Below are 24,268 nucleotides of genomic sequence, written 5' to 3' on the forward strand. Positions count from 1 at the left end.
AATCTGCCATGGCAAGCCTGGCTGAAGTGCGGGTAGAAGAGGCCGAGCCGATGGACAACGAATCCCAGGCACGTCCCGAAGAATTGCGGCTGCTTGAAGCGCTGCTGTTCGCGTCGAGTGAACCGCTGGATACCGCGACGCTGGCCAAGCGCATGCCCGAGGGCGTGGACGTGAAGGCTGCGCTTGAGCAGCTCCAGGCCGATTATGCCTCGCGCGGCGTCAACCTCGTGCGTGTCGCCAACAAATGGACCTTCCGCACGGCCGGCGACCTCGCCTGGCTGATGACGCGGGAGACCACCGAGACCCGTCGCCTGTCGCGTGCGGCGATCGAGGTGCTGGCGATCATCGCCTATCACCAGCCGGTGACCCGTGCCGAGATCGAGGAGATCCGCGGTGTCGTGACCTCAAAGGGCACGCTCGACGTGCTGCTGGAGACCGGCTGGATCAAGCCGCGTGGCCGCCGCAAGACGCCCGGCCGCCCCTTGACCTTCGGAACCACCGAGGAATTCCTGTCGCAATTCACCCTGGAACAGCTCGGCGACCTGCCGGGCCTCGAAGAGCTGAAGGGCACGGGCCTGCTGGATTCGCGGCTGCCGACTGGATTTAGCGTGCCGACGCCGTCCGACGACCCGACTTTGCGCGAGGACGAGGATCCGCTGGAACCGGGCGAGGACCTCGATCTCGCCCTGGCGCCTGCGGTTGAGCCCGAGACGCCGGAAGGCGGCAATGAGGGCGGCAGCGAAGGCGGCGCCGAGGAGTGATGCCCTTCCGCTTACGGGCCCTGCGACCAGTTAACACTAGCAAGATTGCGTAGTGCCGACAGCGAATTGGCGCTGCCTTGGTCCTTGTTTTTGAGACCTGCCAAGCCTACGTTTCGGTGAAGATCGGCCGGGTCCCCGGCCATGCGCGTTTGGAGGGTTGCAGGATGGGTTCACTCAGCATTTGGCACTGGATCTTGGTGATCGCAGTGGTCCTGCTGCTGTTCGGCCGCGGCAAGATTTCGGATCTGATGGGCGACGTGGCGCAGGGCATCAAGGCCTTCAAGAAGGGCATGCAGGACGACGACAAGCCCGCCGAGAAGCCCGAGCCGGCCAAGTCGATCGAGCACAATGGTGCGCCGACTGCCGCACGGTCCGACGTCGGCAGCAAGGCCGTCTGAGCCAGAGAGCACGCGAGACACGGGTAGCGGCCCCGATCCTGCGCGCGAGGATTGGGCCGGCTCCGGCTGGCGTGAACGGAAGACCTCATGTTCGACATCGGGTGGAGTGAACTGGTCCTGATCGGGGTCGTGGCCCTGATCGCCATCGGCCCGAAAGAGCTGCCGGGCGTGTTGCGCATGGTCGGGCAATGGATGGGCAAGGCCCGCAAGATGGCCGCGGAGTTCCAGGGCCAATTTCAGGAAGCGATGCGCGAGGCCGAGATGGCCGACCTCAAGAAAAGCTTTGACGAGGTCAAGGAAGCCGCCACTGGCTTTGCCGGCAACAATCCGCTGACCTCGCTCCAGAAGGACGTCAGCGACGCGCTCCGCGTCGATGCGCTGGACAAGCCGGCCGAGACGCCTGCCGCCACCGCCATCGATCCGCCCGTCACACCGACGACACCGGAAGCGCCGACGTCTGCGACCTTCATGGAAGCCGAAGCGCATGCGGCTGCGAACGAGCCGCTCGCGATCACCCGTGACGTCGAACAGGCACCGGTTGCGCAGGACACCGCGCCATCCGAGGCGATCAAGGACGCTAAAGCGTCATGACCGACGCCGATATCGAGGCCAGCAAAGCCCCGCTGATGGACCATCTGATCGAGCTGCGCTCGCGGCTGATCAAGGCGCTGCTCGGCTTTGGCATTGCCTTCATCTTCTGCTTCTTCTTCGCCAAGCAGATCTACAACGTGCTGGTCTGGCCGTTCGTGTGGGTCGCGGGGCCCGAGAACTCCAAGTTCATCTACACGGCGCTGCTGGAATATTTCATCACACAGCTGAAGCTTGCGCTGTTCGGCGCCGGCTTCATCTCGTTCCCGATCGTGGCGACGCAGATCTACAAGTTCGTCGCGCCCGGGCTCTATAAGCACGAGAAGCAGGCTTTCCTGCCGTACCTCGTCGCCACCCCGTTCTTCTTCGTGCTCGGTGCTGCGCTGGTCTATTTCGTCGTGCTGCCGATGCTGGTCCGCTTCTCGCTCGGCATGCAGCAGGCCGGCAGCGACGAGACCGCGCAGATCCAGCTCCTGCCCAAGGTCGGCGAATATCTGTCGCTGATGATGTCGCTGATCTTCGCCTTCGGCATCGCCTTCCAGCTTCCGGTGATCCTGACGCTGCTCGGGCGGATCGGCATCGTCACCTCGAAGATGCTGCGCGAGAAGCGCCGCTATTTCATCGTGATTGCCTTCGTCATAGCGGCCGTGCTGACACCGCCCGACGTGCTCAGCCAGTGCTCCCTGGCCATTCCGCTGATGGCGCTCTACGAGGGCTCGATCATCGCGGTGGGGATGGTGGAGAAGAAGGCAGCGGCTTCGCAGGCCGCCACCGGCACCGACGTGTCGACGCCGGCCAATCCGGCGGAGTAGGGCACTTTCGCTTTATCATCGCACGGCTCAGCCCATGATTCGTCATGCCCGGGCTTGACCCGGGCATCCACGACTTGATCTAAGGCGGCAGACACGTGGATGGTCGGGATAAACCCGGCCATGACGGGAAAACAGCCATGCACGACATCAAATCGATCCGCGACAATCCACAAGCCTTCGACGCCGGCCTGGCACGGCGCGGTTTGAAGCCGATGTCGGCCGCGCTGCTGGCGATCGACGAGAGGCGTCGTGCGGCGATCCTCGCCTCCGAGCAGGCGCAGGCGCGGCGCAATGCTGCGTCCAAGGAGATCGGCGACGCCAAGAAAGCCAAGGACGAGGCCCGCGCCGCCAGGCTGATGGCCGAGGTCGCCGACCTCAAGACCACGATGCCGCAGCTCGAAGCCGCCGCCAAGGCTGCCGACGAGGAGCTGACGAAAGAGCTGTCGGCGATCCCGAACATTCCGTTTGACGAGGTGCCCGACGGCGTCGACGAGCACGGCAACGTCCAGCGCCACGTGTTCGGCAACAAGCGCAACTACAGCTTTGCGCCGAAGCTGCATGACGATCTCGGCACGGCACTCGGCTATATGGATTTCGAGGCGGCGGCCAAACTCTCCGGCGCGCGCTTCGTCGTGCTGAAGAAGGGGCTGGCGCGGCTCGAACGCGCGATCGGCCAGTTCATGCTCGATCTGCACACGACCGAGCATGGCTACACCGAGATCAATCCGCCGCTTCTGGTGCGCAACGAGGTGATGTTCGGCACCGGGCAACTGCCGAAATTCGAGGACGACCAGTTCTGGGCGATCAAGGGCGAACTGCTCGCCTCGCCCGACCTTGAGCGGTTGAAGACCGAGCGCCTCGGTCTGATTCCCACCGCCGAAGTGTCGCTCACCAATCTGGCGCGCGAGTCCATTCTCGACGAGAAGCAATTGCCGATGCGGCTCACCGCGCTGACGCCATGCTTCCGTGCCGAGGCGGGCGCGGCCGGGCGCGACACGCGCGGCATGATCCGCCAGCACCAGTTCACCAAGGTCGAGCTGGTCTCGATCACCACGCCGGAAACCAGCAAGGATGAGCTGGAGCGGATGCTGTCCTGCGCCGAGCAGGTGCTGCAGAAGCTCGACCTGCATTATCGCGTGATGACGCTCTGTGCAGGAGATATGGGTTTTTCGTCGCAGAAGACCTATGACATCGAGGTCTGGATGCCAGGGCAGGGCGATGGAGGCATGTTCCGCGAGATCTCGAGCTGCTCCGTCTGCGGCGACTTTCAGGCGCGCCGCATGGATGCGCGCTCGCGCGGGCCGGACGGCAAGCCGCGCTTCGTGCACACGCTGAACGGCTCCGGCACTGCGGTCGGCCGCGCGCTGATCGCCGTGATGGAGACCTATCAGCAGGAGGACGGCTCGATCGCGGTCCCCAGCGTGCTCCAGCCCTATATGGGCGGGCTGAAGGTGATCGCGCGCGACTAAAGCGTTTTCCCGCGAAGTGGGCACCGGTTCGCGTCCGAAAACGCGGCATGACGAGAATCGCGTTGCGAAGATCGGACGGCCGGCTATCCTGCCGGCCCCTCAACGCAACCCCACCCTTCATGCCCTTGCACCGCGACATCTTCTGGATCGGCAGACAATGGGCGGTGACAGGTGCCGGGATCCAGGCCATCGATCAGCGTCTTCGCGGCGTCCTGGACATCGAGATCGCGCAGCTCTGGGACGACGATCTCGTGCAGAGCCGACGAGCCAGGCCCGGAGTGAATGCTGCGGATTTCGACAAGGCGCTGACGGTGGCACGCGAACGGTTTCCGCAGGAGCCGACACCTGACCCGTTCGTCGCGCAGCTGGAGGCGCTCGGGGTGATCGAGGCTCCCGTCGTGAATCCGGTCGTGCCGGCGATGCAACTGCGTGCGGAGGGCCGGCTCGCGCGTTTCCTGCCGCAATGGCGCATTCGCCGCTAAAGCGCGATGAGGTTTGGATGAATCGTCATCGCGCTTTAGGTCTTTGTTTGAGCATGATCTTTTCGGAAAACCGCTTTACACTTTTCCGGATCATGCTCTAGCGGGACCAGGCCGGGAACCTGTTGCCGGGCCTTGATCTGCCGGTTTGCCTGATGGGCCACGGCCGGATATGACAGATCAAACGGTTTTCGGAATCGACCTCGCGCATGCGCATTCTCTGTACCAATGACGACGGCATCCATGCTCCCGGCCTCAAGGTTGTGGAGGAGATCGCGCGCGCCTTGTCGGACGACGTCTGGGTGGTGGCGCCCGAGCTCGACCAGTCCGGCGTGTCGCATTCGCTGTCGCTGAACGATCCCTTGCGCCTGCGCGAGGTCGGCCCGCGGCACTTTGCCGTGCGCGGCACGCCGACGGACTGCGTCATCATGGGGGCCCGCCATATCCTGGGGGCCAAGCTGCCTGATGTCGTGCTGTCCGGCGTCAACAAGGGCCGCAACGTCGCCGAGGACGTGGTCTATTCCGGTACCATTGCCGGCGCGTTGGAGGGCACCATCCTGGGGCTGCCGTCATTCGCACTGTCGCAGGAATTCAGCGTCGAGACCCGTGAACGGCCGCCGTGGGACACCGCGCGCAAATTCGGGCCCGACATCCTGCGCAAGGTGATCGCTGCCGGCGTTCCCAAAGACACCGTCATCAACGTCAATTTCCCGTCCTGTGCGCCGGAGGATGTGCTGGGCGTCCGCGTCACGCGCCAGGGCAAGCGCAATCTCGGCTTCCTCAAGATCGACGAGCGCAGCGATGGCCGCGGCAATCCCTATTTCTGGATCGGCTTCGAGCGCACCGCGATGATGGATACGCCCGCCGACGGCACCGATCTCGCGGCGCTGCGCGAACGCTACGTTTCCGTCACGCCGCTCAGGCTCGATCGCACCAACGAAGCGTTTTCGGAAGAGCTGAGCCGGACGCTGAAATAGGGCTCGAGCCTTTGCCGTTCCGATGGAATCAGAACGGGGCTCCCGATTCTTGTTTCGACGGGTTTTCTTGACGCGAACCGGTGTCCACTTCGCTCGAAAACGCTCTAGCCGCCGCGAAGCGCGGCTTCGATGGTCTTGCCGAGTGCATCGAGCTGAAACGGCTTCTGGAGCGCCGGCCGGTCGCGGTATTGTTCGGGCAGACCGGAAGAGCCGTAACCGGTGGCGAAGATAAACGGGCAGCCCTTCGCCATGATGACGTCGGCCACCGGCGAGATGACCTTGCCGTTGACGTTGACGTCCAGAATGGCGAGGTCGAACTCGGTGGATTGCGCAAGCCGCATGGCCTCGGTGATGTCGCCCGCTTCGGCGGCAACCTTGTAGCCGAGCTCCTCCAGCATGTCCGCGACCATCATTCTGATCATGACCTCGTCCTCGACGAGGAAAACAGAGCGGCCCGAAAGCCCTGTCGCAGTCATAGGAGAGTCCTTGCCCATTCTCGTGAACGTTCGCAGATTACGATAGGAGACGCAATGCGCGTTTCGGCGAACGCAAACCCGCAAACGGCTTAGCGCTTTGAAAGCCCGGTTGTGGTCAAATGCTGCGCCGAAAGGCTATCATGAGTTCCTGAGCCGGAACAAGATTCTCGTTTCGGGTTCTTGCGGTGCAGTACGCGATGCGCCAGACGAGATGAGCAACAGCAGCTATGACGTCCCATCAGCACCCGCCGGAAAAGATGATGTTTCAGCTGACGCTGAGGCGTCGGGGCATCAGCGATCAGGCCGTGCTGAGGACCATGGAAGAGGTGCCGCGCGAGCTTTTCGTCGAGGACGCCGATCGCGACGGCGCCTATCGTGACAGCGCGCTGCCGATCGCCTGCGGGCAGACCATCAGCCAGCCTTTCGTCGTCGCCTACATGACCGAGCAGCTCCAGCTCAAGAAGCAGCACCGGGTGCTCGAAATCGGCACCGGGTCTGGCTACCAGGCTGCCGTGCTGTCGCGGCTCGCTGGCCAGGTGCTGACGGTCGAGCGCTATCGCAAGCTCGCCGACACGGCACGCGCCCGACTCGAAAAGCTCGATTGTCACAATGTCGAGGTGATGCTCGGCGACGGTCTCAACCTGCCTCCCAATATCGGTCCGTTCGATCGCATCATCGTCACCGCCGCGCTGGAGCAGATTCCGGACAACCTGATCGAGCGGCTGGAGGTCGGGGGCATCCTGATCGCCCCGGTCGGCCCGCATCAGGGCGTGCAGACGCTGACCCGCCTGACCCGCAGCGAGACAGGAATCGAGCGGAGGGAACTCGTCGAGGTCCGCTTCGTACCGGCACTGCCCGGGGTGGCACGGGAACTGTAGAACCCCGGATCGGCTGTGCCGCCAACACGTTATTGGGAGGGTTAAGCCGTTATTTACTCGGCAGGTGTTTACTTAAAACACCAGTTCTGTTGCGTACGAGTGAGTAACCATGTCCGCTGTCGCCGAGTTGCTTTACTCGCGCCGCGTGCCGCAGGTCGCGGCGCTGGCGCTGATCTCCTTCAGCTTTGCAGGGTGCAGCGCCGACATGTCGTCGCGTCTCTCCCAGACGAATTTCTCCAATCCCTTCGCCTCGGAAGCCACGGGATCGGTGCAGCAGGCGCCGCCGCCGCAGCGTGAGCTGCCGCAATATGCGCGGCCGCAGACGCAGCCCGGCTATTATCAGTCGCAGCCGTTGCCGGCGCCGGCAGTGTCCGCGCCGCAATCCTATCCCGTCACGTCGGGTGGGGGAGTGTCCGGTGGCGGACGCGGCGTCGGCTCCTATGCGCCTCCGACGCAGCCGCATCTCGAGACCACGGCCACCGTGCCGCCGCGCTCGGTTGCGGCCGCCCAGCCGGCGGGCGGGACCAAGATCATCGTCGGTACCAGCGATACGCTGGACGTGCTGGCCAAGCGCTATCGCGTCACGCCGCAGGCGATCCTTGCCGCCAACGGCTACAAGGGGCCGCGCGCGCTTTCGCCCGGCCAACAGCTGATCATTCCGCATCCGGCGACGGCCGCTGCGCCGGTGCCCGCGCCGGCGATGGCGCCCGTTGCGGCAGCGCCCGCGGCCAAGCCGGTCGCGGCCATGGCTGCACCGTCGAGCACCCATTTCGTCAATCGCGGCGACACGCTCGTCAGCATTGCCCGGAAGAACCATGTCTCGGCGGCTGAACTCGCCCGTGCCAATGGCCTCGATCCGTCTGCAAAACTCAAGCTCGGCACCAGGCTGACCGTGCCCGGTGCCAGGACTGCCGCCGCCGCGGCGCCTGCGGCACCGGCCACAGCTGCGCCCGTTGCGGGGACGCTCCAGCCCGTCGCGGCCGCCCCCGCGCCTGCCACCAAGATGGCGGCGGCCGCGCCGGTGCAGAGCGCGCGCCTGGCCCAGGCGACGGCCAATGTCGAAGAGAAACCCGCCGAGACGCCGGCGAAGGCCGCGGAGGCCACCGGCGCGCTGCCGACCTTCCGCTGGCCGGTCCGCGGCAAGGTGGTCACCAGCTACGGCGCCAAGACCAATGGCAAGGCCAATGACGGCATCAATCTCGCGGTGCCCGAAGGCACGCCGGTCAAGGCGGCCGAAGACGGCGTCGTCGCCTATTCCGGCAACGAGCTGAAAGGTTACGGCAATCTGGTCCTGGTTCGGCACTCCAACGGCTACGTCACCGCATATGCCCATGCGAGTGAGCTGTTGGTGAAGCGCGGCGACACCATCAAGCGCGGCCAGGTCATTGCCAAGTCGGGTCAATCCGGCGAGGTGGCGTCGCCGCAGCTCCACTTCGAGATCCGCAAGGGATCGAGCCCGGTTGACCCGCTTCAATTCCTGAACGGGGCCTGAGGCCCAAGTAGAGCAGGGCAAGCCATCATCACAAGCACAGTGTCATCGCCCGCCTCGTGCGCACTTGCGCACTGGAGCGGGCGATCCAGTACGCTGCGGCTCTCGACCGATCACGACCGTCTCTGGAATACTGGATTCCCCACCTGCGCGGGGAATGACAGTGGTGGGTGAGGCGATAGCGAGCCTTACTTCGCCGTCAGCTTCACGCCGAGCCGTCCCGCCAGCTCCTGCACGAACTGCCAGGCGACGCGGCCCGAGCGCGAGCCGCGCGTCGTCGACCATTCCAGCGCCTCGCGCTCCAGCGCTTCGTCATCGATCCTGATGCCGAAATGGCTGCAATAGCCCCGCACCATGGCAAGATATTCGTCCTGGCTGCAGCGGTGAAAGCCGAGCCAGAGGCCGAAGCGATCCGACAGCGACACCTTCTCCTCGACCGCTTCCCCCGGATTGATCGCGGTCGAGCGCTCATTCTCGATCATTTCGCGCGCCAGCAGGTGGCGGCGGTTGGAGGTGGCGTAGAGAATGACGTTCTCGGGCCGGCCCTCGATGCCGCCTTCGAGCACGGCCTTGAGCGACTTGTAGGAGGCATCGTTGCCGTCGAAGGAGAGGTCGTCGCAGAACACGATGAAGCGGAAGGACGAGGCCCGCAGCTGCTCCATCAGTGCGGGGAGGCTCTCGATGTCCTCGCGGTGGATCTCGACTAGTTTCAGCTTGTCGGCCGGTTTGCGCTCCGCGTTGATGCTGGCATGCGCTGCCTTCACCAGCGACGACTTGCCCATGCCGCGCGCACCCCAGAGCAGGGCGTTATTGGCCGGCAGGCCATTGGCGAAGCGCTCGGTGTTCTCCATCAGGATGTCGCGCATCCGGTCGACGCCCTTCAGCAGGAACAGCTCGACGCGGCTGACCCGCGGCACGGCCGCAAGGCGCCCGTCGGGATGCCAGACATAAGCATCCGCCCGTTCGAACGATTCGCGCTCGGCGGCCGGCATCCCCTGGGCGGAGAGGTGCGCCGCGATCGTCTCCAGCGCGCGCACGATGCGCTCCTGCGCGAGGTCCGGGGCTGCCTTGGCGATGGCTTTGGAGGCTGCCGTGGGGCGTTTTGCCGCGACGCGGGCGCGCTTCTTGGCAGGGGTGCGGGGGCCTTTGCCGGCCGGGCTTTTGCTTGGTTTTTTGGGCATGTCCGAAGTTCCTGAGAACGCAGCCTTATCGGGCCTCACGGCGCACCGCAAGGTGGCCCAAAAGGGCGGTCTGGCAGCGTTGCAATTGGGGCAATGGCCGCTATAGTCCGCGCGAATTTGACCGAACCGGTCGCCTTGAGGGCCTGACCGGCTTTCTCCCGTTTTCACGAGGATCGTCCGAATGCTGATTACCCCTGCGTATGCCCAGGCCGCGGGCGCCGGCGACACCAACAGCATGTTGATGTCGCTGCTGCCGTTCGCCCTGATCTTCGTGATCATGTACTTCCTGATTCTGCGTCCGCAGCAGAAGAAGGTGCGCGACCACGCCGAACTCGTGAAGAACATCCGCCGCGGCGACACCGTCGTGACCTCGGGAGGCCTCGTCGGCAAGGTCACCAAGGTCGTCGACGACGACCAGATCGAGTTCGAGATTTCCGACGGCGTGCGCGTGCGGCAGATGCGCCAGATGATCTCCGGCGTGCGAGCCAAGGGCGAGCCGGCGAAAGAAAGCTCGAAGGATAGCGCCAAGGACGACACCGCGGCGAAATGAGCGCACGCGCGAGTCTCTCAAGTCTCCTGATCTGACAGGTCCAGTCGATGTTGTATTTCACGCGGTGGAAGGCGCTGGGGATTATCCTCACGGCGCTGATCGTGTGCCTCTGCGCGGTCCCCAACTTCTTCCCCGAGGCGCAGGTCAAGACCTGGCCCGCCTGGGCGCAGCGCAGGATCGTGCTCGGCCTCGATCTCCAGGGCGGCTCCTACCTGCTGCTCGAGGTCGATTCCAACTACGTGAAGAAGGAGCGGCTCGACCAAGTCCGCGACGACGTTCGCCGGACGCTGCGCGATGCCAAGATCGGCTTCACCGGCGGCGTCACCGTGCGCAACGACGCGGTCGAGGTTCGGATCACCAAGGAATCCGATGCGCAGGCTGCACTCGCCAAGCTGCGGGAGCTGTCCCAGCCATTGGGCGGCCTCATGGGATCCAGCGGTCAGCGCGACCTCGAGGTGGCTGATGCCGGCGGCGGTGTGATCCGCCTGAGCATCCCACAGGCCGCGATGCTCGACCGCATGCGCAAGACCATCGAGCAGTCGATCCAGATCGTCGAACGCCGCGTCAACGAGCTCGGCACCGTCGAGCCCGTGATCCAGCGCCAGGGCAATGACCGTATCCTGGTGCAGGTGCCGGGTCTTCAGGATCCGACCCGCCTGAAGGAACTGCTGGGCAAGACCGCGAAGATGGAATTCCGCATGGTCGACACCTCCGTGCCGCCGGACCAGGCGCAGCAGGGGCGGTTGCCGCCGGAATCCGAGCTGCTGATGAGCGCATCGCCGCCGCCCACGCCCTACGTGGTCAAGAAGCAGGTGCTCGTCGCCGGCGGCGACCTGACCGACGCCCAGGCGAGTTTCGACCAGCGCACGGGCGAGCCGGTCGTTAGCTTCAAGTTCAACACCTCGGGCGCGCGCAAGTTCGCGCAGGCCACGACGGAGAACGTCGGACTGCCCTTCGCGATTGTGCTCGACAACAAGGTGATCTCGGCACCGGTCATCCGCGAGCCCATCACCGGCGGCCAAGGCCAGATCTCCGGCAATTTCACGGTGCAATCGGCCAACGATCTCGCGATCCTGCTGCGCGCCGGCGCGCTGCCGGCGCCGCTCACGGTGGTCGAGGAGCGCACCGTCGGTCCGGGCCTCGGCCAGGATTCGATCGAGAAGGGCGAGCTTGCGGCCTATGTCGGCTCGATCCTCGTCATCGTCTTCATGCTGCTGACCTACCGCCTGTTCGGCGTGTTCGCCAACATCGCGGTGGCGATCAACGTCGCGATGATCTTCGGCCTGCTGTCGCTGCTCAATGCCACGCTGACCTTGCCCGGCATCGCCGGCATCGTGCTCACCGTCGGTATCGCGGTGGACTCCAACGTGCTGATCTACGAGCGTATCCGCGAGGAGCTGCGCGGCGGCCGCAACGCGATCTCGGCCATCGACGCCGGCTTCAAGCGGGCGCTCGCGACCATCCTCGATTCCAACATCACCACCTTCATTGCCGCGGCGGTGCTGTTCTACATCGGCACCGGCCCGGTGCGCGGGTTTGCCGTGACGCTCGGAATCGGCATCATCACCACGGTGTTCACCGCCTTCACCATGACCCGGCTGATCGTCGCCTGGTGGGTGCGGTGGAAGCGGCCGCAGAGCGTGCCGATCTAGGAGCCTGATAGTGACTCACACCGTTCTCGTCGGGCTCGGCGTCCTCATTGCCATTCTCACCGTGGTCTCGGTGTTCGGCTGGCTGCCGTCGCTGCGCATCGTCCCTGACGATACGCATTTCGACTTCACGCGCTTCCGCCGCATCAGCTTCCCGATCTCGGCGGCGCTATCGATCGTCGCGATCACGCTGTTCTTCACCCACGGCCTGAATTTCGGCATCGATTTCAAGGGAGGCACGCTGCTCGAAGTGCGGGCCAAATCCGGCGCCGCCGACATCGCGGCGATGCGCACGACGCTGGATGGCTTGCGTCTTGGCGAAGTCCAGCTGCAGCAGTTTGGCGGACCCGAGAACGTCCTGATCCGCGTCGCGGAGCAGCCGGGCGGCGACGCCGCCCAGCAGGAGGCCGTGCAGAAGGTTCGCGCCGCGCTTGGCGATTCCGTCGAATACCGCCGCGTCGAGGTGGTCGGCCCGCGCGTCTCAGGCGAACTGCTGGCCTACGGCATGCTCGGCCTGATGCTCGCGATCCTGGGCATCTTGATCTATCTCTGGTTCCGGTTCGAATGGCAGTTCGCGCTCGGCGCCATGATCGCGAACGTGCATGACATCGTGCTGACCATCGGCTTCATGTCCATCAGCCAGGTCGATTTCGACTTGACCAGTATCGCCGCACTGCTGACGATCCTGGGCTATTCGCTCAACGACACCGTCGTCATCTACGATCGTATTCGTGAAATGCTGCGGCGCTACAAGAAGATGCCGATGCCGCAGCTTCTCAACGAGTCCATCAACTCGACGCTCTCGCGCTCGATCATCACTCACTTCACGGTGACGCTGGCGCTGCTCGCGTTGCTGTTGTTCGGCGGACACGCGATCCACAGCTTTACCGCAGTGATGATGTTCGGCGTGGTGCTGGTCGGCACCTACACCTCGATCTTCATCGCGGCCCCGATCCTGATCTACCTCGGCGTCGGCGAGCATCGCGAAGATGCGGTGGAAGCGACTACGCCGGCGAAGAAAAACAAGGCATGATCCGAACCTCGTGCCCTCGCAGGAGTTTGCGAGGGCAGTAAGCCCATTCGGACGAAGCTCATGGCCGGCGATCCCAATGCTCCGCATTTCCCGCGCTCGGCGCCGATCGACGCCTATGGCAAGGGCGGCTTCGCCTTTGCCGGCATGTCGCATCGGGGCTCGCTGCTCTGCCTGCCGGACGCGATCTGGGCGTGGGACGTGACGAACCCCACGAAGATCGACCGCTATTCGCTGGATCGGGTCTTCACGGCGGCCAACAGCATCGACACGCTCCTGGTCGGCACCGGAACCGGGCTGTGGCTGCCGCCGCCGGAGCTGCGTCAGGCGCTCAAGGCCGTGAGGGTGGTGCTGGACACGATGCAGACCGGACCCGCCGTACGGACCTACAACATCATGATCGGCGAACGGCGGCGGGTTGCCGCTGCGCTGATCGCCGTGCCATGAGCAGCCCTGCGGCGCCGCCCGATTCCGTTGCCTTCTGCGCCGATCTGGTGCGCAGCCACGATTTTCCGCGTTACGCCGCGACTCTGTTCGCGCCGACCGCCGAGCGCCGCGCGTTGCTGGCCCTGTATGCCTTCAACGTCGAGATCGTCCGCGTCCGCGACCAGGTGAGCCAGCCCTTGCCGGGCGAGATCCGCCTGCAATGGTGGACCGACATGCTGTCGGGCCATGTCCATGGCAGCGCCGAGGGCAATCCGGTGGCGGCCGAGCTGCTCCGTGCGATCCGTGATTTCAACCTGCCGGTCGAGCCGCTGTCGCTGCTTGCCGACGAGCACCAGTTCGATCTCTACAACGACCCGATGCCGACCATGGCCGCGCTGGAAGGCTATCTGGCCGCGACCTCATCGGCGCTGTTCGGTCTGGCGGCGCAGGTTTTGGGACCTCCGTCGGAGGCGGTCGATCATCTCGCCCGCTATGCCGGGCTGGCACAGGGCATCGTGCAGGTCATCGCCAACTTGCCGCGCGATGCCGCGCATCGGCAGTTGTTCCTGCCGCAACAGCTGATGGAGAGGCACAATTGCAGCATCGAGGATGTCTTCGCCGGCAAGGAGACACCCAATCTCCGTGCGGTGCTGGAGCAGCTTGCGGGTGAAGCCCGGCAGCATCTGACGACGGCTTTCTCGCTGCTGGCGCAGGTGGCGCCGCCCATGCGGCCGGCGTTTCTGCCGCTGAGCCAGGCGCAGGCCGATCTCGAGCGCCTGTCGCGTCCGGGACGCAACCCGTTTACGCTGCAGCCATCGTCGCGGCTGCGCACGCTCTGGACATTGTTGCGCGCCTCGCGATCGCGTGAATTTACCAAATAGCGGCTGGCTTATCGCCTGAGCCCGCCAAATGCTCTATGCTGTCCTATGGCTGACTTATCCCGAAGCACGTCCGATCTCAGCGGCTTTCCGGTCGCACCAAGCGACATTCTTGCGGCCGCCGAGACCATCCGCGGCGCCGTCGTCGAGACGCCCTGCAGCCACAGCCGAACACTGAGCAGTATCTGCGGCTGCGACATCTGGCTGAAGTTCGAGAACCTCCAGTTCACCTCCTCGTTCAAAGAGCGCGGCGCGCTCAACCGACTCACCGCGCTGACGCCGGAAGAGCGCGCGCGGGGCGTGATCGCAATGTCCGCGGGCAACCACGCGCAAGGCGTCGCCTACCACGCCAAGCGGCTCGGCATTCCCGCCACCATCGTGATGCCGATCGGCACGCCCATGGTGAAGATCGAGAACACCAGACATCACGGCGCCGAGGTGGTGGTCACGGGCGCGACGCTGGAAGAGGCGGCCGCCTTCGCGCGCAGCCACGGTGAAGCGCGCGGCATGATCTTCGTCCACCCATATGACGATCCGCTTGTCATCGCGGGACAGGGCACGATCGGGCTGGAAATGCTGAAGGCGGTACCGGATCTCGACACGCTGGTCGTTCCGATCGGCGGCGGCGGGTTGATCAGCGGTATCGCCATTGCTGCGAAATCGATCAAGCCGTCGCTGCGGATATTGGGCGTCGAGGCCTGGCTGTATCCCTCGATGTACAACGCGATCCATGACGGCAATCTGCCGGCGCGCGGCGATACGTTGGCCGAAGGCATCGCAGTGAAATCGCCGGGGAAGATCACGACCGAGATCGTCCGTCGTCTCGTCGACGATATCGCACTGGTCAACGAAGCCGAGCTCGAGCGTGCGGTCGCAACCCTGATCTCGATCGAGAAGACGGTGGTCGAGGGCGCCGGCGCCGCCTGCCTCGCCGCGCTGATGTCCGATCCGTCCCGCTTTGCCGGCCAGAAGGTCGGCCTGGTGCTGAGCGGAGGCAATATCGACACGCGGCTGATTGCCTCCGTCCTCACCCGAGAGCTGGCGCGAGAGGGGCGGCTGACGCAGTTGTCGCTCGATATCCCGGACAGGCCGGGGCAGCTCGCCGCGGTGGCAGCGCTGCTGGCCGAAGCCGGCGCCAACATCATCGAAGTCTCGCATCAGCGGACCTTCTCTGACCTGCCGGCCAAGGCGACGCTCCTGCAATTGGTCATCGAGACCCGCGATGCCGCCCATCTCGACGAGGTGATGGCCAGGCTCAACGCGTCCGGCTTGAGCGCGCGCTGCACCTGAGCACCGCTAACGTGACGCCAAATCCGCGACGTGGTCGATCAGCCGGTCGATCTCGGCTTGGGTGTTGTAGTAGTGGGGGGAAGCCCGCACGAGCGGCGGCAGCTCGCGGATCTCGGCATCGATGCGGGTACTTGACGGCTCTGAAGCGCCGATTGTGATGCCCGCCGTCGCGGCGCTGCTGACAATGGCCTCCGCCTCATATCCATACAATGTGAAGCTGATGATTGCGCCCGGCGCACGTCCGAGGTCGTAAATGATGACGCCGGGAATGCTGAAGAGCCCGCAGCGCAGGCCGCTGGCAAGCAGGCGGCTGCGTTCTTCGATCGGAGCGAGTCCGATCTCGAGGGCGTAGTCGACGGCAGCGCCGAGCCCAAGCCGGGCCGCGTAATTATTCTCCCATGTCTCGAAGCGGCGCGCATCGTCGCGGAGCCGATATTCATTGCGAGAGACCCAGGGCGCTGCAAAATGGTCGATCATCGGCGGCTCGAGCTGCTGCAGCAGTGCACGGCGGACGTAGAGAAAACCGGTGCCGCGCGGGCCGCGCAGGAATTTGCGGCCCGTAGCCGACAGCATGTCGCAGCCGATGGCTTCGACGTCGACCGCCATCTGCCCGACCGCCTGGCAGGCGTCGAGCAGATAGGGAATGCCATGCGCCCGCGCGATCCTGCCGATTGCCTCTGCCGGATTGACCAGCCCGCCATTGGTCGGAACCCAGGTGATGGCGATCAGCTTCACGCGTCGGTCGATCATGCGCTCCAGCGCGTGCACGTCGAGCTCGCCGCTGGCATCGCTCGGCACCACGTCGATGATCGCGCCGGTGCGCTTGGCGACCTGAAGGAAGGCGACATAGTTGGCGGCGTATTCCGCTTCGGCGGTCAGGATCCGGTCGCCCCGGCGAAACGGAAGCGAATAGAACGCCATCTGCCAGGCAACCGTCGCGTTCTCCACGAGGGCGATCTCGTCTGGGGCGGCATTCAGCAGGCGCGCGACCGAGCCATAGACCGCGTCGAGCCGCTGGGCTTCGCGGTCAGCGGCGGCATAGCCTCCGATCTCGCTTTCGAGGTCGATATGCTGCTTCATTGCAGCGACAACGGGGGTCGGCATGAGCGCCGCGCCGGCGTTGTGGAGATAGGTGAGCCGGCTGGTGGCAGGCGTGTCGGCACGTATCCGGTCGAGGTCGATCACTTACGCCTCCGCTTCTCGCGATCTTGATGCATGAATTAGACGCGTCGAGGACTGCGAGCAAGACGGCGCAGTCTTGGCTCAGATGCAGAGGCTGAGCAGCTTGATGGTGCAGGTGCTGGATCTGGGCTTGGTTGCGGGCGCCGCCTCGCGCTTCACGGCAACCAGCGGCTCCTTGTCCTTCTTGCCCTTACCCTTGCCCTTCGGCTCGTAATCGCCGGCGATCACCATGGCCCAATAGGTGCGCTTGCCGCTGGCATTCTTGGCGCTGGCGATGCCGACGCGGGAGGCGTTGTGCAGCAGGAGGTTCTTGCGGTGCCCGGACGAGTCGATCCACTGTCCCAGCGTCTTCTCGAAATTGTCGTAACCGTAGGCGATGTTCTCGGCGGCGCGGCCCGCGCCCGCCGGCGCGACGCGGCGGTTGAAGGGCCCGAGCGCATCATGACTGAGGTCGTCCTTCGCCGCCATCGCGCGGGCCTGATCCATGGCGATGCGGTCGAGGGTGGCATCGCGAACGACGCGGACCTCGCCATGCTTGAGACGGAAGCTCGAGATCAGCTCGGCCGGCGAGTCAGCCATCGCGGGCGCGCCTGCCAGCAGCAGAAGGCCGGCGATCATCCCGCCAATCACACGATGCATCATCATCCCCCGAATGCCCATGATCTTTGCCAGCCCTGCGCTATCCAAGCGTTTCTCCATCGCCAATGTGGACGCTTCAAGGCATGCCGCAATGCTAACCCGCCGGCAGCTTCGCCTCGAAATTGAAGCGGTCGCGCAGGTTCTTGCGCTGTTCCAGGATGTCTTTCAGGAAGGCGCGGTCCTGCTCGTTCTTCATCATCGGCTCGATCAGGTCGAGCTGGTTCATGGCGACCAGTTGCAGGACCTCGGTGCGCGGCGCGCCGCTCGCGTTGCGCGGCAAGGCGTGCACGATCTGGATGTGCTCGGGCGGCTTCGGTCCCTTGGCGGCGGCAAGCTCGCTGCGGAGCTGGCCTTCGAGCGCGGCCTGATCGGCTTCGACGAAGGCATAGAGCCCGACGCCGGAGCGGCGGTCGGCAAAGGCGACGATGGCGGTGTCGCGCACGGCCGGATTCCGGCGGATCAGTTCGGCGAGGACCGGCGCGTCGTTGACGAGCCGGCGGCCGCCGCCCTCGCGGTCGGTGAAGTTGAACAGGCCGCGGGTGATGGCGCGATAGACCTTCTTGCCGGTGGCGAGCCACAGGCGTGCGGCGAACGACTTCTTCGCCAGGATCTTCCGCTCCCGCGGCGTCAGCGCCTCCGGCGCGTAGGAGCGCTTGTGCTTCAGCAGATGCCGCAGGTCTTCATAGGCCAGGATGCGATAGAGCCGGCCGCGACGGTTGAAGCACGCGGCGAGCTGAAAATCGGTCACGTAGGCGCGGCCGTCGCGGCCGACCAGCCAGTTCTGCTCCTTGGCGAGATCGTTGTGGCAGATGCCGGCGCGGCGCAGCCGGCGCAGCGCGGCCTTGGCCGAGCGGAAATAGGCGAGATCGCCATGCGGTTTTGCCAGATGCAGCGCGACGCCGTCGACGAAGCCGCGCACCAGCGCGCGGCGTCCGGCCCACAGCAGCTCGGGACCGACATCGAGGCCTTTGGCGCGCACCAGCGCATGCTTCTCGCGGGCGAACAGATGGCGTGCCAGCGGAAACGACCACCATGGCACCTCGTCGAGCCGGCGCAGCACCGCGTCGGTCTCGCCGCTCTCGGCGCGGAAGCGGCCGCGCTCGACGGTCGAGAACACGTCGCGCTTGAGCAGCACGCCTTCGGTCCAGCGCGCCGACAGCTCTGCAGCGTCGTCTTTGGGCAGGCTCATCGAAGACTCATGCGGCAGCGGCAATGCGAAGGTGATCGGCGATCCAGCGATCGAGATCGGCGAGCGCCCGTGTGCTCAGCGCCTGCTTCTTGGCCACCGTCTTCTCGTTGCCGCGCAATCGCGTGCCATCGGGCTTCTTCGTCGGTATCGTCGTGAGCGGCGGGAACAGGCCGAAATTGACGTTCATCGGCTGGAACGATCGCGTGCCCGGCTCGATGGTCTCGATATGACCGCCGGTGATGTGGCCGAGCAGCGATCCGAGCGCGGTCGTGCCAGGCGGACTGACAAGCGTCTCGCCGCGGGCCTGCGCTGCCGCATAGAGACCGGCGATCAAGCCGACGCTGGCGGATTCCACATAGCCCTCGCAGCCCGTCATCTGGCCGGCAAAGCGCAGCCGCGGCTGTGCGCGCAGTCGCAACTGAGTGTCGAGCAGCTTCGGCGAATTCAGGAAGGTGTTGCGATGCAGGCCGCCGAGGCGGGCGAACTCGGCCTTCTCCAGACCGGGAATGGTGCGGAAGATGCGCTGCTGCTCGCCGTACTTCAATTTCGTCTGGAAGCCGACGATGTTGTAGAGCGTGCCGAGCTTGTTGTCCTGACGGAGCTGCACGATCGCATAAGCCTTCGTGGCGGGATCGTGCGGATTGGTGAGGCCGACGGGCTTCATGGGACCATGGCGCAGCGTCTCGGGGCCGCGCTGCGCCATCACTTCGATCGGCAGGCAGCCGTCGAAATAGGGCGTATTGGTCTCCCATTCCTTGAATTCGGTCTTCTCGCCGGTCATCAGCGCGGCGACGAAGCTGTCATACTGCTCCTTTGTCATCGGGCAGTTGATGTAGTCGGCGCCATTGCCGCCGGGGCCGACCTTGTCGTAGCGCGACTGGAACCAGGCCACCGACATGTCGATGGACTCGCGGTGCACGATCGGCGCGATGGCGTCGAAGAAGGCGAGCGCGTTCTCGTCGGTCAGCTCGCGGATGGCGTCGACCAGCGGCGCGGAGGTGAGGGGGCCGGTGGCAACGATGACGTTGCTCCAGTCGGCCGGCGGCAGGCCTGCGACCTCGCCACGGGTGACCTCGATCAGGGGATGGTCTTTCAGCGCCTTGGTGACGGCCGCCGAGAAGCCGTCGCGGTCGACCGCGAGTGCGCCGCCGGCGGGCACCTGGTTGGCATCGGCCGCGCGCATGATCAGCGAGTCGAGCCGGCGCATCTCCGCGTGCAGGAGGCCGACGGCGTTGTTGGCGGCGTCGTCCGAGCGGAACGAGTTCGAGCAGACGAGCTCGGCGAGCCCGTCGGTGCGGTGCGCCTCGGTCATGCGGGTCGGCCGCATCTCGTGCAGCACCACCGGCACACCGGATTTCGCCACCTGCCAGGCAGCTTCGGAACCGGCGAGGCCGGCGCCGATCACGTGGACGATGTTGGATTGGGGTCCTGTCATGGGGCGGACAGGTAGCGCTTTTCGGCGGAGAGTGGAATCGCCGAGATCGAGTTTTCCTGCCACCAGAGACGACAACGCCCGCACGAGGCGGGCGCTATCGGGTCGTCCGGTTGGGGCTGAGATTATCAGCCCTGATACTGACCGGCGGCAACGCGCGGGATGTCCGAGCGATCGAGGCCGATATCGGCCAGTTCGCGATCGCTGAGCTGGGACAGCTCGGCAACATTGCGCTGATAGTCCCGGAAGGCCTGGATCATGCGGATGAGCGAGAGCAGCATTGGTAGTCTCCTGTAGTTCGATTCAGCTCTTGCCCGAGCCTCATCGTTGAAGTGAATATAGATGGGAGTAGTGCAGTGCGAAAGTTCCTATGTTGCGATGCAGCTAAGCGCAGGGTGCATAGCGTCTGTAACGAACGATTAACCCGAGGGCGCTCCCGCCCAAGCAACGGGCACCGTCCCGTGCAACAGGCAACAAATGCCCGTGAATTCACGGACTTATGGCGCCAGCGTGAGCTGATGAGCCAGGGAAATATGTTGCTTTTTCTACACCCGCCAAGGACCAGAACTAGCTACTGAACCCAAGTCACACATGCGCGATTCGCATGTGTCAGGAACAAAAGATATGAATATATATTCATTCATATCCGCTGTTGAATCCGCCTGGATGTCTGTCGCTTTCGACCGGTAAACGCCCCTGCGCGCGGACTGCACGCTTTGCGTGCAGTCTTCATTACACGGCCGTCATGAAGAGCAGAATTTCTGCATGCCTCTCTGCGCCATGCGCAGCATCACGCAATTCTCGCGGAGAATTTATTGCGACAAGTTGACGCGCCTAGATGAAAGTCATGCCGCAGAATCCGGCAATGTCGCTGGTCTGTGCAAGGACAAGAAGGAAGGTAACGTCATGTCGAAGTTACTCGGGGTTATCGCAATTGCTACCGTCGCGTTCGCCGTTGCGCCGGCTGAGGCCGCCAAGCACGCCGCAGGCGGTTGCAGCGGGACGAATCTGGAGAAGACGGAGACCGCGATCGAGAACATGGCCGACGGCGACAGCAAGTTCGTCGCGCAGAAGGAAATCGCAGCGGCGCAGGACGCGCTGCTCAACGGCAAGATGGGTGTGTGCGGTGCGCATCTGAACAAGGCGATGCAGGCCAGCATGGCCAAATAGAACCAAACAAAAGCTGAGAAGTCAGCGCATCAAAGAGAGGGCCGATCGCCGCGCGATCGGCCCTTACTCGCTTGTCCGAGGGTCTAAGGGGCGCGCGCCAGCTGGGTGGCGAAATAAGCGATGGTCTTGGAATAGACCTCGCTCTTGTTCCATTGCTGAAGCACCGCAAAATTCGGACTGCCCGGCTGCCAATCCTTGCCTCGTTGCCAGCCATAGCCGGCGAGATAGTTGGCGGTGGAGGCGAGCACGTCGGGCGCGTTGTGCAGGAGATCGCGCTTGCCATTGCCGTCGAAATCGACGGCATATTTCATCCAGGATGACGGCATGAACTGGGTTTGGCCGAGCTCACCGGCCCAGGCGCCCTTCATGTCGGCCGGGGCGAGATCGCCGCGCTGGACGATGCGCAGCGCGTCCATCAGCTCGGTGCGAAACTGCTCGGAGCGGCGGCAGTCATAGGCGAGCGTTGCCAGCGAGCGGATCGTCGCGAACTTGCCGGTGTTGACGCCAAAATCGGTCTCCAGACCCCAGATCGCGACCAGGATCTCGCCGGGTACGCCATAGGCCTGCTCGATGCGCGACAGCACCGAGCCGTATTGCTTCATCATGTTGGAGCCGCGCTGCATGCGTGGCGGCACCATGCGGCCGGAAAACTCCTCGAAGGACTGGGTGAAGACCTTTTGCGAGCGGTCGCGGTTAAGCACGCTCTGATCGAGCGTCACGCCGGCAAGCCCGGCGGTGATGGCCTGCTGCGAGATGCCTTTCGCCGCAGCGTCGGTTTTGAAATCCGCAAGCCAAGCGTCGAAATTGCCCGAGCCACAGGCAACTGCAGCGAGCGCTGGCTGGGCCGACAGGATTGAAGCGGAGAGGGCGAAGGCTGCGAGAGCAAGACGAGAAATCGTCGGCGTCATTCGAGTAAATGAATTCCGTGAAGCGATCTGACCAGTCCGCGCAATCTCGGTCGGAACCGCGGCCAAAGCAAGGCGCACAGCAGGGTGCGATCCTGCCCGAGCCAGGGCAGGGCAGGATCGCATGTCACGATATCGTCAGGCGTCGGTTCGATTGCGCCAGGGGAAGAGGTTGGCCGGGAAGTCGGCGGCCGGCTTGCGCGGACGATGCGGCGGGGGCGGCACCGGACGCGCCCCGGGCTCCGAGACGATCACCTTGCGGTAGAGGTGCCACGTGGCATGGCCGAGCAGTGGGATCACCACGGCAAGGCCGAGGAAGGCCGGTATTGTGCCGAGCGCGAGCAACACCGCCACAATGAAGCCCCACGCCGCCATCGGCACGGGGTTTCTTGCGACGACCCGCAGCGACGTCACCATCGACTCGAATGCGCCGGCATGACGGTCGAGCATCAAGGGGAACGACACGACGCTGATGCAGAGCGCGGCGAGCGCGAACAGGAAGCCGGTGCCGCAGCCAACCGCGATCAGCCACCAGCCTTGCTGAGTCGTCAGCACGCGCGTCACGAAGTCCGAGAGTCCGGTCACGCCCTCGTAGCCGAACGCTGCGATGTAGATCGCCTGCGCGGTCGCGACCCAGGTGACGAGCAGGGCGAGCAGCAACGTGCCGAGGCCCAGCATCGCACCGAACGACGGCGAGCGCAGCACCTCCATGGCATCCCAGGCACTGGCCGGTTCATAGCGCTCGCGCCGGCTGGAGAGCTCGTAAAGTCCGAGCGCCGCGAAGGGCCCGATCAGGGCGAAACCGGCAGCCAGTGGAAACAACAGCGGCAGCACCGAATAGCCCATCACCACGCGGGCGAGCACGAGGCCGAGCACCGGGTAGATCACGCACAGGATGATGGCGTGGCTCGGAACGGCCTTGAAGTCTTCCCACCCGCGCCTGAGCGCGTCCCGCAGATCGGACAGTCGGATGGTTCGGATTACCGGTCCAGCCGAATCCGCGGGCTGGGCCATCGTGGGGACATTGCCCTGGTAGAGTGTGGCCATGGTCGCTAGCTCCCTTGCCAGGCAGCCAAGACCGGCGCCGGCAAACGGCGCAAGCGGCCGCCATTCTCTGAAATGTCGCGATCCCGACCACACGCGAATTCCGGCTGGCATCGCGAGCTGAACACCAACCATACTCCCAAGTCCAAGTCCTGTCCCTCGTGCTTGGGTGAAATTCGATGCCGCGCCGCAACCGCAACCACAACGACGTCATTCTGTCGTCATTTCGCCGCAGATAAGCTGATGCTGCTGTTAGCCCGCGGAACTTCGCGGGCACAGCGCGGCAACTTCGTCTATAAGTGCCACTCAAGGCCCTTCCAACGGATTCCTTTTCGGGGAGCAGACATGAGCATTTTCGGGAAAATCATGAGCGCGATCTTCGGCAGCCAGCCGGCCTCTGCCGCGCCCGCCGGTGGCACAGCTTCGCCCGGCGCGCCCGCAAGCGCGCCAGGCGCTTCGTCGCCGGCCGCCGCGCCCATGGCTGCCGTCGACGTGGCGGCGATCGTCGACAAGGCGGCGGCCGCGCACAAGGGCGAGAAGCTGGAATGGCGCACCTCGATTGTCGACCTCATGAAGGCGCTCGACATCGATTCCAGCCTCGCTGCACGCAAGGATCTTGCCAAGGAACTCGGCTACAGCGGCGACATGAACGACTCGGCCAGCATGAACGTCTGGCTGCACAAGCAGGTCATGTCCAAGCTCGCCGCCAACGGCGGCAAGCTGCCGCCGGAGATCAAGCACTGACCCGCGCCGGGTCGAGCCGGAGGGGCCCGCGATCTCGCGGGCCCTTTTGCTTTCAGGCGACCAGATCCGCATCCTCCGGATGCCTGTCGAGATAGTCGACGACGAAGCTGCAGCCGGCGATCACCTTCCTGCCGTCGCGCCGGATCAGGTCCAGCGCCCCCTTGACCAGCTCGGAGCCGATGCCACGGCCGCGCAGCGCGCGCGGCGTCTCGGTATGGGTGATGATGACGGCCGACGGCGTCAGCCGGTAATTGGCGAAGGCGACGTCGTTGCCGACATCGAGCTCGAAGCGGCTGCTGTCCTTGTTGTCGCGTACCGGTGCCGCCATGAAGGATCCTTCCGAAATGCAGATTGCCTCCTGATCTAGGAGGCCAATTCCGCCCTTGCCAAGGTGAGACCAAGGCAGATTGGCGCAGAGGAGATATCCGCAAATGCGCCGCTGTGACCGCAGTGCAGTATGGAAATCGCGCTCTGCGAGCGGCGCGGCGACGGTAAATAATCCTCGCTACAGCTCTTGCACGCCGAAGTTCTGTTCCCACGTCCTGGAAAGGACATACGCCCGAATGCGGCCGGCAGGTCGCCAGACATTCGGAGTGTCGTGATCGCCAGCCGCAGACGTATGCCTCTTTTGC

At 64.7% G+C, this 24,268-nt stretch carries 27 protein-coding genes; 17 read left to right on the plus strand and 10 right to left on the minus strand.

What is annotated here, in order from left to right:
- Positions 1-8: 8 nt before the first annotated feature.
- The 7 genes from scpB to surE all read left to right on the plus strand — a co-directional run bounded on the left by scpB (position 9) and on the right by surE (position 5,484).
- Positions 9-761: an SMC-Scp complex subunit ScpB gene (scpB, locus tag XH96_RS19160; protein ID WP_194393809.1), complete on the plus strand. Its 753-nt coding sequence runs from the start codon at positions 9-11 to the stop codon at positions 759-761.
- Positions 762-925: 164 nt separating this feature from the next.
- Positions 926-1,159 carry a twin-arginine translocase TatA/TatE family subunit gene (locus tag XH96_RS19165; protein ID WP_018317874.1) on the plus strand — a complete coding sequence of 78 codons (234 nt, stop codon included), beginning with the start codon at positions 926-928 and terminating at the stop codon, positions 1,157-1,159.
- Positions 1,160-1,246: 87 nt separating this feature from the next.
- Complete coding sequence (gene tatB, locus XH96_RS19170) at positions 1,247-1,750, plus strand: Sec-independent protein translocase protein TatB (RefSeq protein ID WP_194393810.1); 504 nt, start codon at positions 1,247-1,249, stop codon at positions 1,748-1,750.
- Positions 1,747-2,559: a twin-arginine translocase subunit TatC gene (gene tatC / locus XH96_RS19175; RefSeq protein ID WP_028179494.1), complete on the plus strand. Its 813-nt coding sequence runs from the start codon at positions 1,747-1,749 to the stop codon at positions 2,557-2,559. Before tatB ends, tatC begins: the two co-directional genes overlap by 4 nt.
- Before the next feature lie 137 nt (positions 2,560-2,696).
- On the plus strand, positions 2,697-4,028 hold the full coding sequence (gene serS / locus XH96_RS19180) for a serine--tRNA ligase (RefSeq protein ID WP_194393811.1): 1,332 nt from the start codon (positions 2,697-2,699) through the stop codon (positions 4,026-4,028).
- A 119-nt stretch (positions 4,029-4,147) separates the two neighbouring features.
- A complete protein-coding gene (locus XH96_RS19185) occupies positions 4,148-4,510 on the plus strand; it encodes a hypothetical protein (RefSeq protein WP_194394178.1) in 363 nt (120 codons plus the stop codon).
- 206 nt (positions 4,511-4,716) lie between these two features.
- Positions 4,717-5,484 (plus strand): 5'/3'-nucleotidase SurE, encoded by a 768-nt coding sequence (gene surE / locus XH96_RS19190; protein WP_124158183.1) that lies wholly within the window; start codon positions 4,717-4,719, stop codon positions 5,482-5,484.
- A gap of 104 nt (positions 5,485-5,588) precedes the next feature.
- Here surE and XH96_RS19195 read toward each other — a convergent pair whose 3' ends face one another.
- Positions 5,589-5,960 (minus strand): response regulator, encoded by a 372-nt coding sequence (locus tag XH96_RS19195; RefSeq protein WP_027576223.1) that lies wholly within the window; start codon positions 5,958-5,960, stop codon positions 5,589-5,591.
- Between the two features lie 227 nt (positions 5,961-6,187).
- Between XH96_RS19195 and XH96_RS19200 the strand changes: the two genes are divergently transcribed.
- Complete coding sequence (locus tag XH96_RS19200) at positions 6,188-6,838, plus strand: protein-L-isoaspartate(D-aspartate) O-methyltransferase (RefSeq protein ID WP_194393812.1); 651 nt, start codon at positions 6,188-6,190, stop codon at positions 6,836-6,838.
- Positions 6,839-6,947: 109 nt separating this feature from the next.
- Complete coding sequence (locus tag XH96_RS19205; RefSeq protein ID WP_194393813.1) at positions 6,948-8,330, plus strand: LysM peptidoglycan-binding domain-containing M23 family metallopeptidase; 1,383 nt, start codon at positions 6,948-6,950, stop codon at positions 8,328-8,330.
- 185 nt (positions 8,331-8,515) lie between these two features.
- On the opposite strand, the gene XH96_RS19210 is transcribed toward XH96_RS19205, so the two are convergent.
- Positions 8,516-9,508, minus strand: a complete 993-nt coding sequence (locus XH96_RS19210; RefSeq protein WP_194393814.1) for an ATP-binding protein — start codon at positions 9,506-9,508, stop codon at positions 8,516-8,518.
- 181 nt (positions 9,509-9,689) lie between these two features.
- On the opposite strand from XH96_RS19210, the gene yajC reads away from it, so the two are divergent.
- Genes yajC through XH96_RS19240 form a run of 6 tightly spaced genes read left to right on the plus strand, consistent with a single transcriptional unit; the run spans position 9,690 to position 15,331 of the window.
- Complete coding sequence (gene yajC, locus XH96_RS19215) at positions 9,690-10,058, plus strand: preprotein translocase subunit YajC (protein ID WP_028179502.1); 369 nt, start codon at positions 9,690-9,692, stop codon at positions 10,056-10,058.
- Positions 10,059-10,105: 47 nt separating this feature from the next.
- Positions 10,106-11,710 (plus strand): protein translocase subunit SecD, encoded by a 1,605-nt coding sequence (secD, locus tag XH96_RS19220; protein WP_194393815.1) that lies wholly within the window; start codon positions 10,106-10,108, stop codon positions 11,708-11,710.
- A 10-nt stretch (positions 11,711-11,720) separates the two neighbouring features.
- Positions 11,721-12,740 carry a protein translocase subunit SecF gene (gene secF, locus XH96_RS19225; RefSeq protein WP_194393816.1) on the plus strand — a complete coding sequence of 340 codons (1,020 nt, stop codon included), beginning with the start codon at positions 11,721-11,723 and terminating at the stop codon, positions 12,738-12,740.
- A gap of 60 nt (positions 12,741-12,800) precedes the next feature.
- Entirely contained in the window at positions 12,801-13,184 is a 384-nt protein-coding gene (locus tag XH96_RS19230; RefSeq protein ID WP_194393817.1) for an Mth938-like domain-containing protein, read from the plus strand.
- Positions 13,181-14,044, plus strand: a complete 864-nt coding sequence (locus tag XH96_RS19235; RefSeq protein WP_194393818.1) for a phytoene/squalene synthase family protein — start codon at positions 13,181-13,183, stop codon at positions 14,042-14,044. The genes XH96_RS19230 and XH96_RS19235 overlap by 4 nt, the downstream gene beginning before the upstream one ends.
- 45 nt (positions 14,045-14,089) lie before the next feature.
- Positions 14,090-15,331, plus strand: coding sequence for a threonine ammonia-lyase (locus XH96_RS19240; protein WP_194393819.1), 1,242 nt, complete (start codon positions 14,090-14,092; stop codon positions 15,329-15,331).
- Between the two features lie 6 nt (positions 15,332-15,337).
- Here XH96_RS19240 and XH96_RS19245 read toward each other — a convergent pair whose 3' ends face one another.
- From XH96_RS19245 to XH96_RS19265, 5 genes are all read right to left on the minus strand, one after another.
- Positions 15,338-16,516: an aminotransferase class V-fold PLP-dependent enzyme gene (locus tag XH96_RS19245; RefSeq protein WP_194393820.1), complete on the minus strand. Its 1,179-nt coding sequence runs from the start codon at positions 16,514-16,516 to the stop codon at positions 15,338-15,340.
- Between the two features lie 78 nt (positions 16,517-16,594).
- Positions 16,595-17,152 (minus strand): CAP domain-containing protein, encoded by a 558-nt coding sequence (locus XH96_RS19250; RefSeq protein WP_194394179.1) that lies wholly within the window; start codon positions 17,150-17,152, stop codon positions 16,595-16,597.
- A gap of 94 nt (positions 17,153-17,246) precedes the next feature.
- A complete protein-coding gene (locus XH96_RS19255; RefSeq protein WP_194393821.1) occupies positions 17,247-18,341 on the minus strand; it encodes a serine/threonine protein kinase in 1,095 nt (364 codons plus the stop codon).
- Positions 18,342-18,348: 7 nt separating this feature from the next.
- Positions 18,349-19,776, minus strand: a complete 1,428-nt coding sequence (gene trmFO, locus XH96_RS19260) for a methylenetetrahydrofolate--tRNA-(uracil(54)-C(5))-methyltransferase (FADH(2)-oxidizing) TrmFO (RefSeq protein WP_194393822.1) — start codon at positions 19,774-19,776, stop codon at positions 18,349-18,351.
- Between the two features lie 125 nt (positions 19,777-19,901).
- The gene (locus tag XH96_RS19265) at positions 19,902-20,054 is read right to left on the minus strand and encodes a DUF1127 domain-containing protein (protein ID WP_007590701.1); all 153 of its coding nucleotides are present in this window, start codon (positions 20,052-20,054) and stop codon (positions 19,902-19,904) included.
- Between the two features lie 484 nt (positions 20,055-20,538).
- Between XH96_RS19265 and XH96_RS19270 the strand changes: the two genes are divergently transcribed.
- Complete coding sequence (locus tag XH96_RS19270) at positions 20,539-20,943, plus strand: hypothetical protein (protein WP_246790125.1); 405 nt, start codon at positions 20,539-20,541, stop codon at positions 20,941-20,943.
- Positions 20,944-21,026: 83 nt separating this feature from the next.
- Here the strand turns inward: XH96_RS19270 and XH96_RS19275 are convergent, their stop codons facing one another.
- Positions 21,027-21,851, minus strand: coding sequence for a lytic murein transglycosylase (locus XH96_RS19275; protein WP_194393823.1), 825 nt, complete (start codon positions 21,849-21,851; stop codon positions 21,027-21,029).
- Between the two features lie 135 nt (positions 21,852-21,986).
- Positions 21,987-22,895: a DUF2189 domain-containing protein gene (locus XH96_RS19280; RefSeq protein WP_194393824.1), complete on the minus strand. Its 909-nt coding sequence runs from the start codon at positions 22,893-22,895 to the stop codon at positions 21,987-21,989.
- 342 nt (positions 22,896-23,237) lie between these two features.
- On the opposite strand from XH96_RS19280, the gene XH96_RS19285 reads away from it, so the two are divergent.
- Positions 23,238-23,636 carry a DUF3597 domain-containing protein gene (locus XH96_RS19285; RefSeq protein ID WP_131868342.1) on the plus strand — a complete coding sequence of 133 codons (399 nt, stop codon included), beginning with the start codon at positions 23,238-23,240 and terminating at the stop codon, positions 23,634-23,636.
- Positions 23,637-23,688: 52 nt separating this feature from the next.
- Here XH96_RS19285 and XH96_RS19290 read toward each other — a convergent pair whose 3' ends face one another.
- A complete protein-coding gene (locus tag XH96_RS19290; RefSeq protein WP_194393825.1) occupies positions 23,689-23,964 on the minus strand; it encodes a GNAT family N-acetyltransferase in 276 nt (91 codons plus the stop codon).
- Between the last annotated feature and the right edge of the window lie 304 nt (positions 23,965-24,268).

This window comes from Bradyrhizobium sp. CCBAU 51765 (genome assembly GCF_015291725.1).
GTDB classification, from domain to species: domain Bacteria; phylum Pseudomonadota; class Alphaproteobacteria; order Rhizobiales; family Xanthobacteraceae; genus Bradyrhizobium; species Bradyrhizobium liaoningense.

Bases quoted from the DNA above. Each gene is read 5' to 3' on its own strand.
- scpB (WP_194393809.1), top strand. From the start codon at position 9: ATGGCAAGCCTGGCTGAAGTGCGGGTAGAAGAGGCCGAGCCGATGGAC.
- XH96_RS19165 (WP_018317874.1), top strand. From the start codon at position 926: ATGGGTTCACTCAGCATTTGGCACTGGATCTTGGTGATCGCAGTGGTC.
- tatB (WP_194393810.1), top strand. From the start codon at position 1,247: ATGTTCGACATCGGGTGGAGTGAACTGGTCCTGATCGGGGTCGTGGCC.
- tatC (WP_028179494.1), top strand. From the start codon at position 1,747: ATGACCGACGCCGATATCGAGGCCAGCAAAGCCCCGCTGATGGACCAT.
- serS (WP_194393811.1), top strand. From the start codon at position 2,697: ATGCACGACATCAAATCGATCCGCGACAATCCACAAGCCTTCGACGCC.
- XH96_RS19185 (WP_194394178.1), top strand. From the start codon at position 4,148: ATGCCCTTGCACCGCGACATCTTCTGGATCGGCAGACAATGGGCGGTG.
- surE (WP_124158183.1), top strand. From the start codon at position 4,717: ATGCGCATTCTCTGTACCAATGACGACGGCATCCATGCTCCCGGCCTC.
- XH96_RS19195 (WP_027576223.1), bottom strand. From the start codon at position 5,960: ATGACTGCGACAGGGCTTTCGGGCCGCTCTGTTTTCCTCGTCGAGGAC.
- XH96_RS19200 (WP_194393812.1), top strand. From the start codon at position 6,188: ATGACGTCCCATCAGCACCCGCCGGAAAAGATGATGTTTCAGCTGACG.
- XH96_RS19205 (WP_194393813.1), top strand. From the start codon at position 6,948: ATGTCCGCTGTCGCCGAGTTGCTTTACTCGCGCCGCGTGCCGCAGGTC.
- XH96_RS19210 (WP_194393814.1), bottom strand. From the start codon at position 9,508: ATGCCCAAAAAACCAAGCAAAAGCCCGGCCGGCAAAGGCCCCCGCACC.
- yajC (WP_028179502.1), top strand. From the start codon at position 9,690: ATGCTGATTACCCCTGCGTATGCCCAGGCCGCGGGCGCCGGCGACACC.
- secD (WP_194393815.1), top strand. From the start codon at position 10,106: ATGTTGTATTTCACGCGGTGGAAGGCGCTGGGGATTATCCTCACGGCG.
- XH96_RS19230 (WP_194393817.1), top strand. From the start codon at position 12,801: ATGGCCGGCGATCCCAATGCTCCGCATTTCCCGCGCTCGGCGCCGATC.
- XH96_RS19235 (WP_194393818.1), top strand. From the start codon at position 13,181: ATGAGCAGCCCTGCGGCGCCGCCCGATTCCGTTGCCTTCTGCGCCGAT.
- XH96_RS19240 (WP_194393819.1), top strand. From the start codon at position 14,090: ATGGCTGACTTATCCCGAAGCACGTCCGATCTCAGCGGCTTTCCGGTC.
- XH96_RS19250 (WP_194394179.1), bottom strand. From the start codon at position 17,152: ATGCATCGTGTGATTGGCGGGATGATCGCCGGCCTTCTGCTGCTGGCA.
- XH96_RS19255 (WP_194393821.1), bottom strand. From the start codon at position 18,341: ATGAGCCTGCCCAAAGACGACGCTGCAGAGCTGTCGGCGCGCTGGACC.
- trmFO (WP_194393822.1), bottom strand. From the start codon at position 19,776: ATGACAGGACCCCAATCCAACATCGTCCACGTGATCGGCGCCGGCCTC.
- XH96_RS19265 (WP_007590701.1), bottom strand. From the start codon at position 20,054: ATGCTGCTCTCGCTCATCCGCATGATCCAGGCCTTCCGGGACTATCAG.
- XH96_RS19270 (WP_246790125.1), top strand. From the start codon at position 20,539: ATGCCTCTCTGCGCCATGCGCAGCATCACGCAATTCTCGCGGAGAATT.
- XH96_RS19275 (WP_194393823.1), bottom strand. From the start codon at position 21,851: ATGACGCCGACGATTTCTCGTCTTGCTCTCGCAGCCTTCGCCCTCTCC.
- XH96_RS19280 (WP_194393824.1), bottom strand. From the start codon at position 22,895: ATGGCCACACTCTACCAGGGCAATGTCCCCACGATGGCCCAGCCCGCG.
- XH96_RS19285 (WP_131868342.1), top strand. From the start codon at position 23,238: ATGAGCATTTTCGGGAAAATCATGAGCGCGATCTTCGGCAGCCAGCCG.
- XH96_RS19290 (WP_194393825.1), bottom strand. From the start codon at position 23,964: ATGGCGGCACCGGTACGCGACAACAAGGACAGCAGCCGCTTCGAGCTC.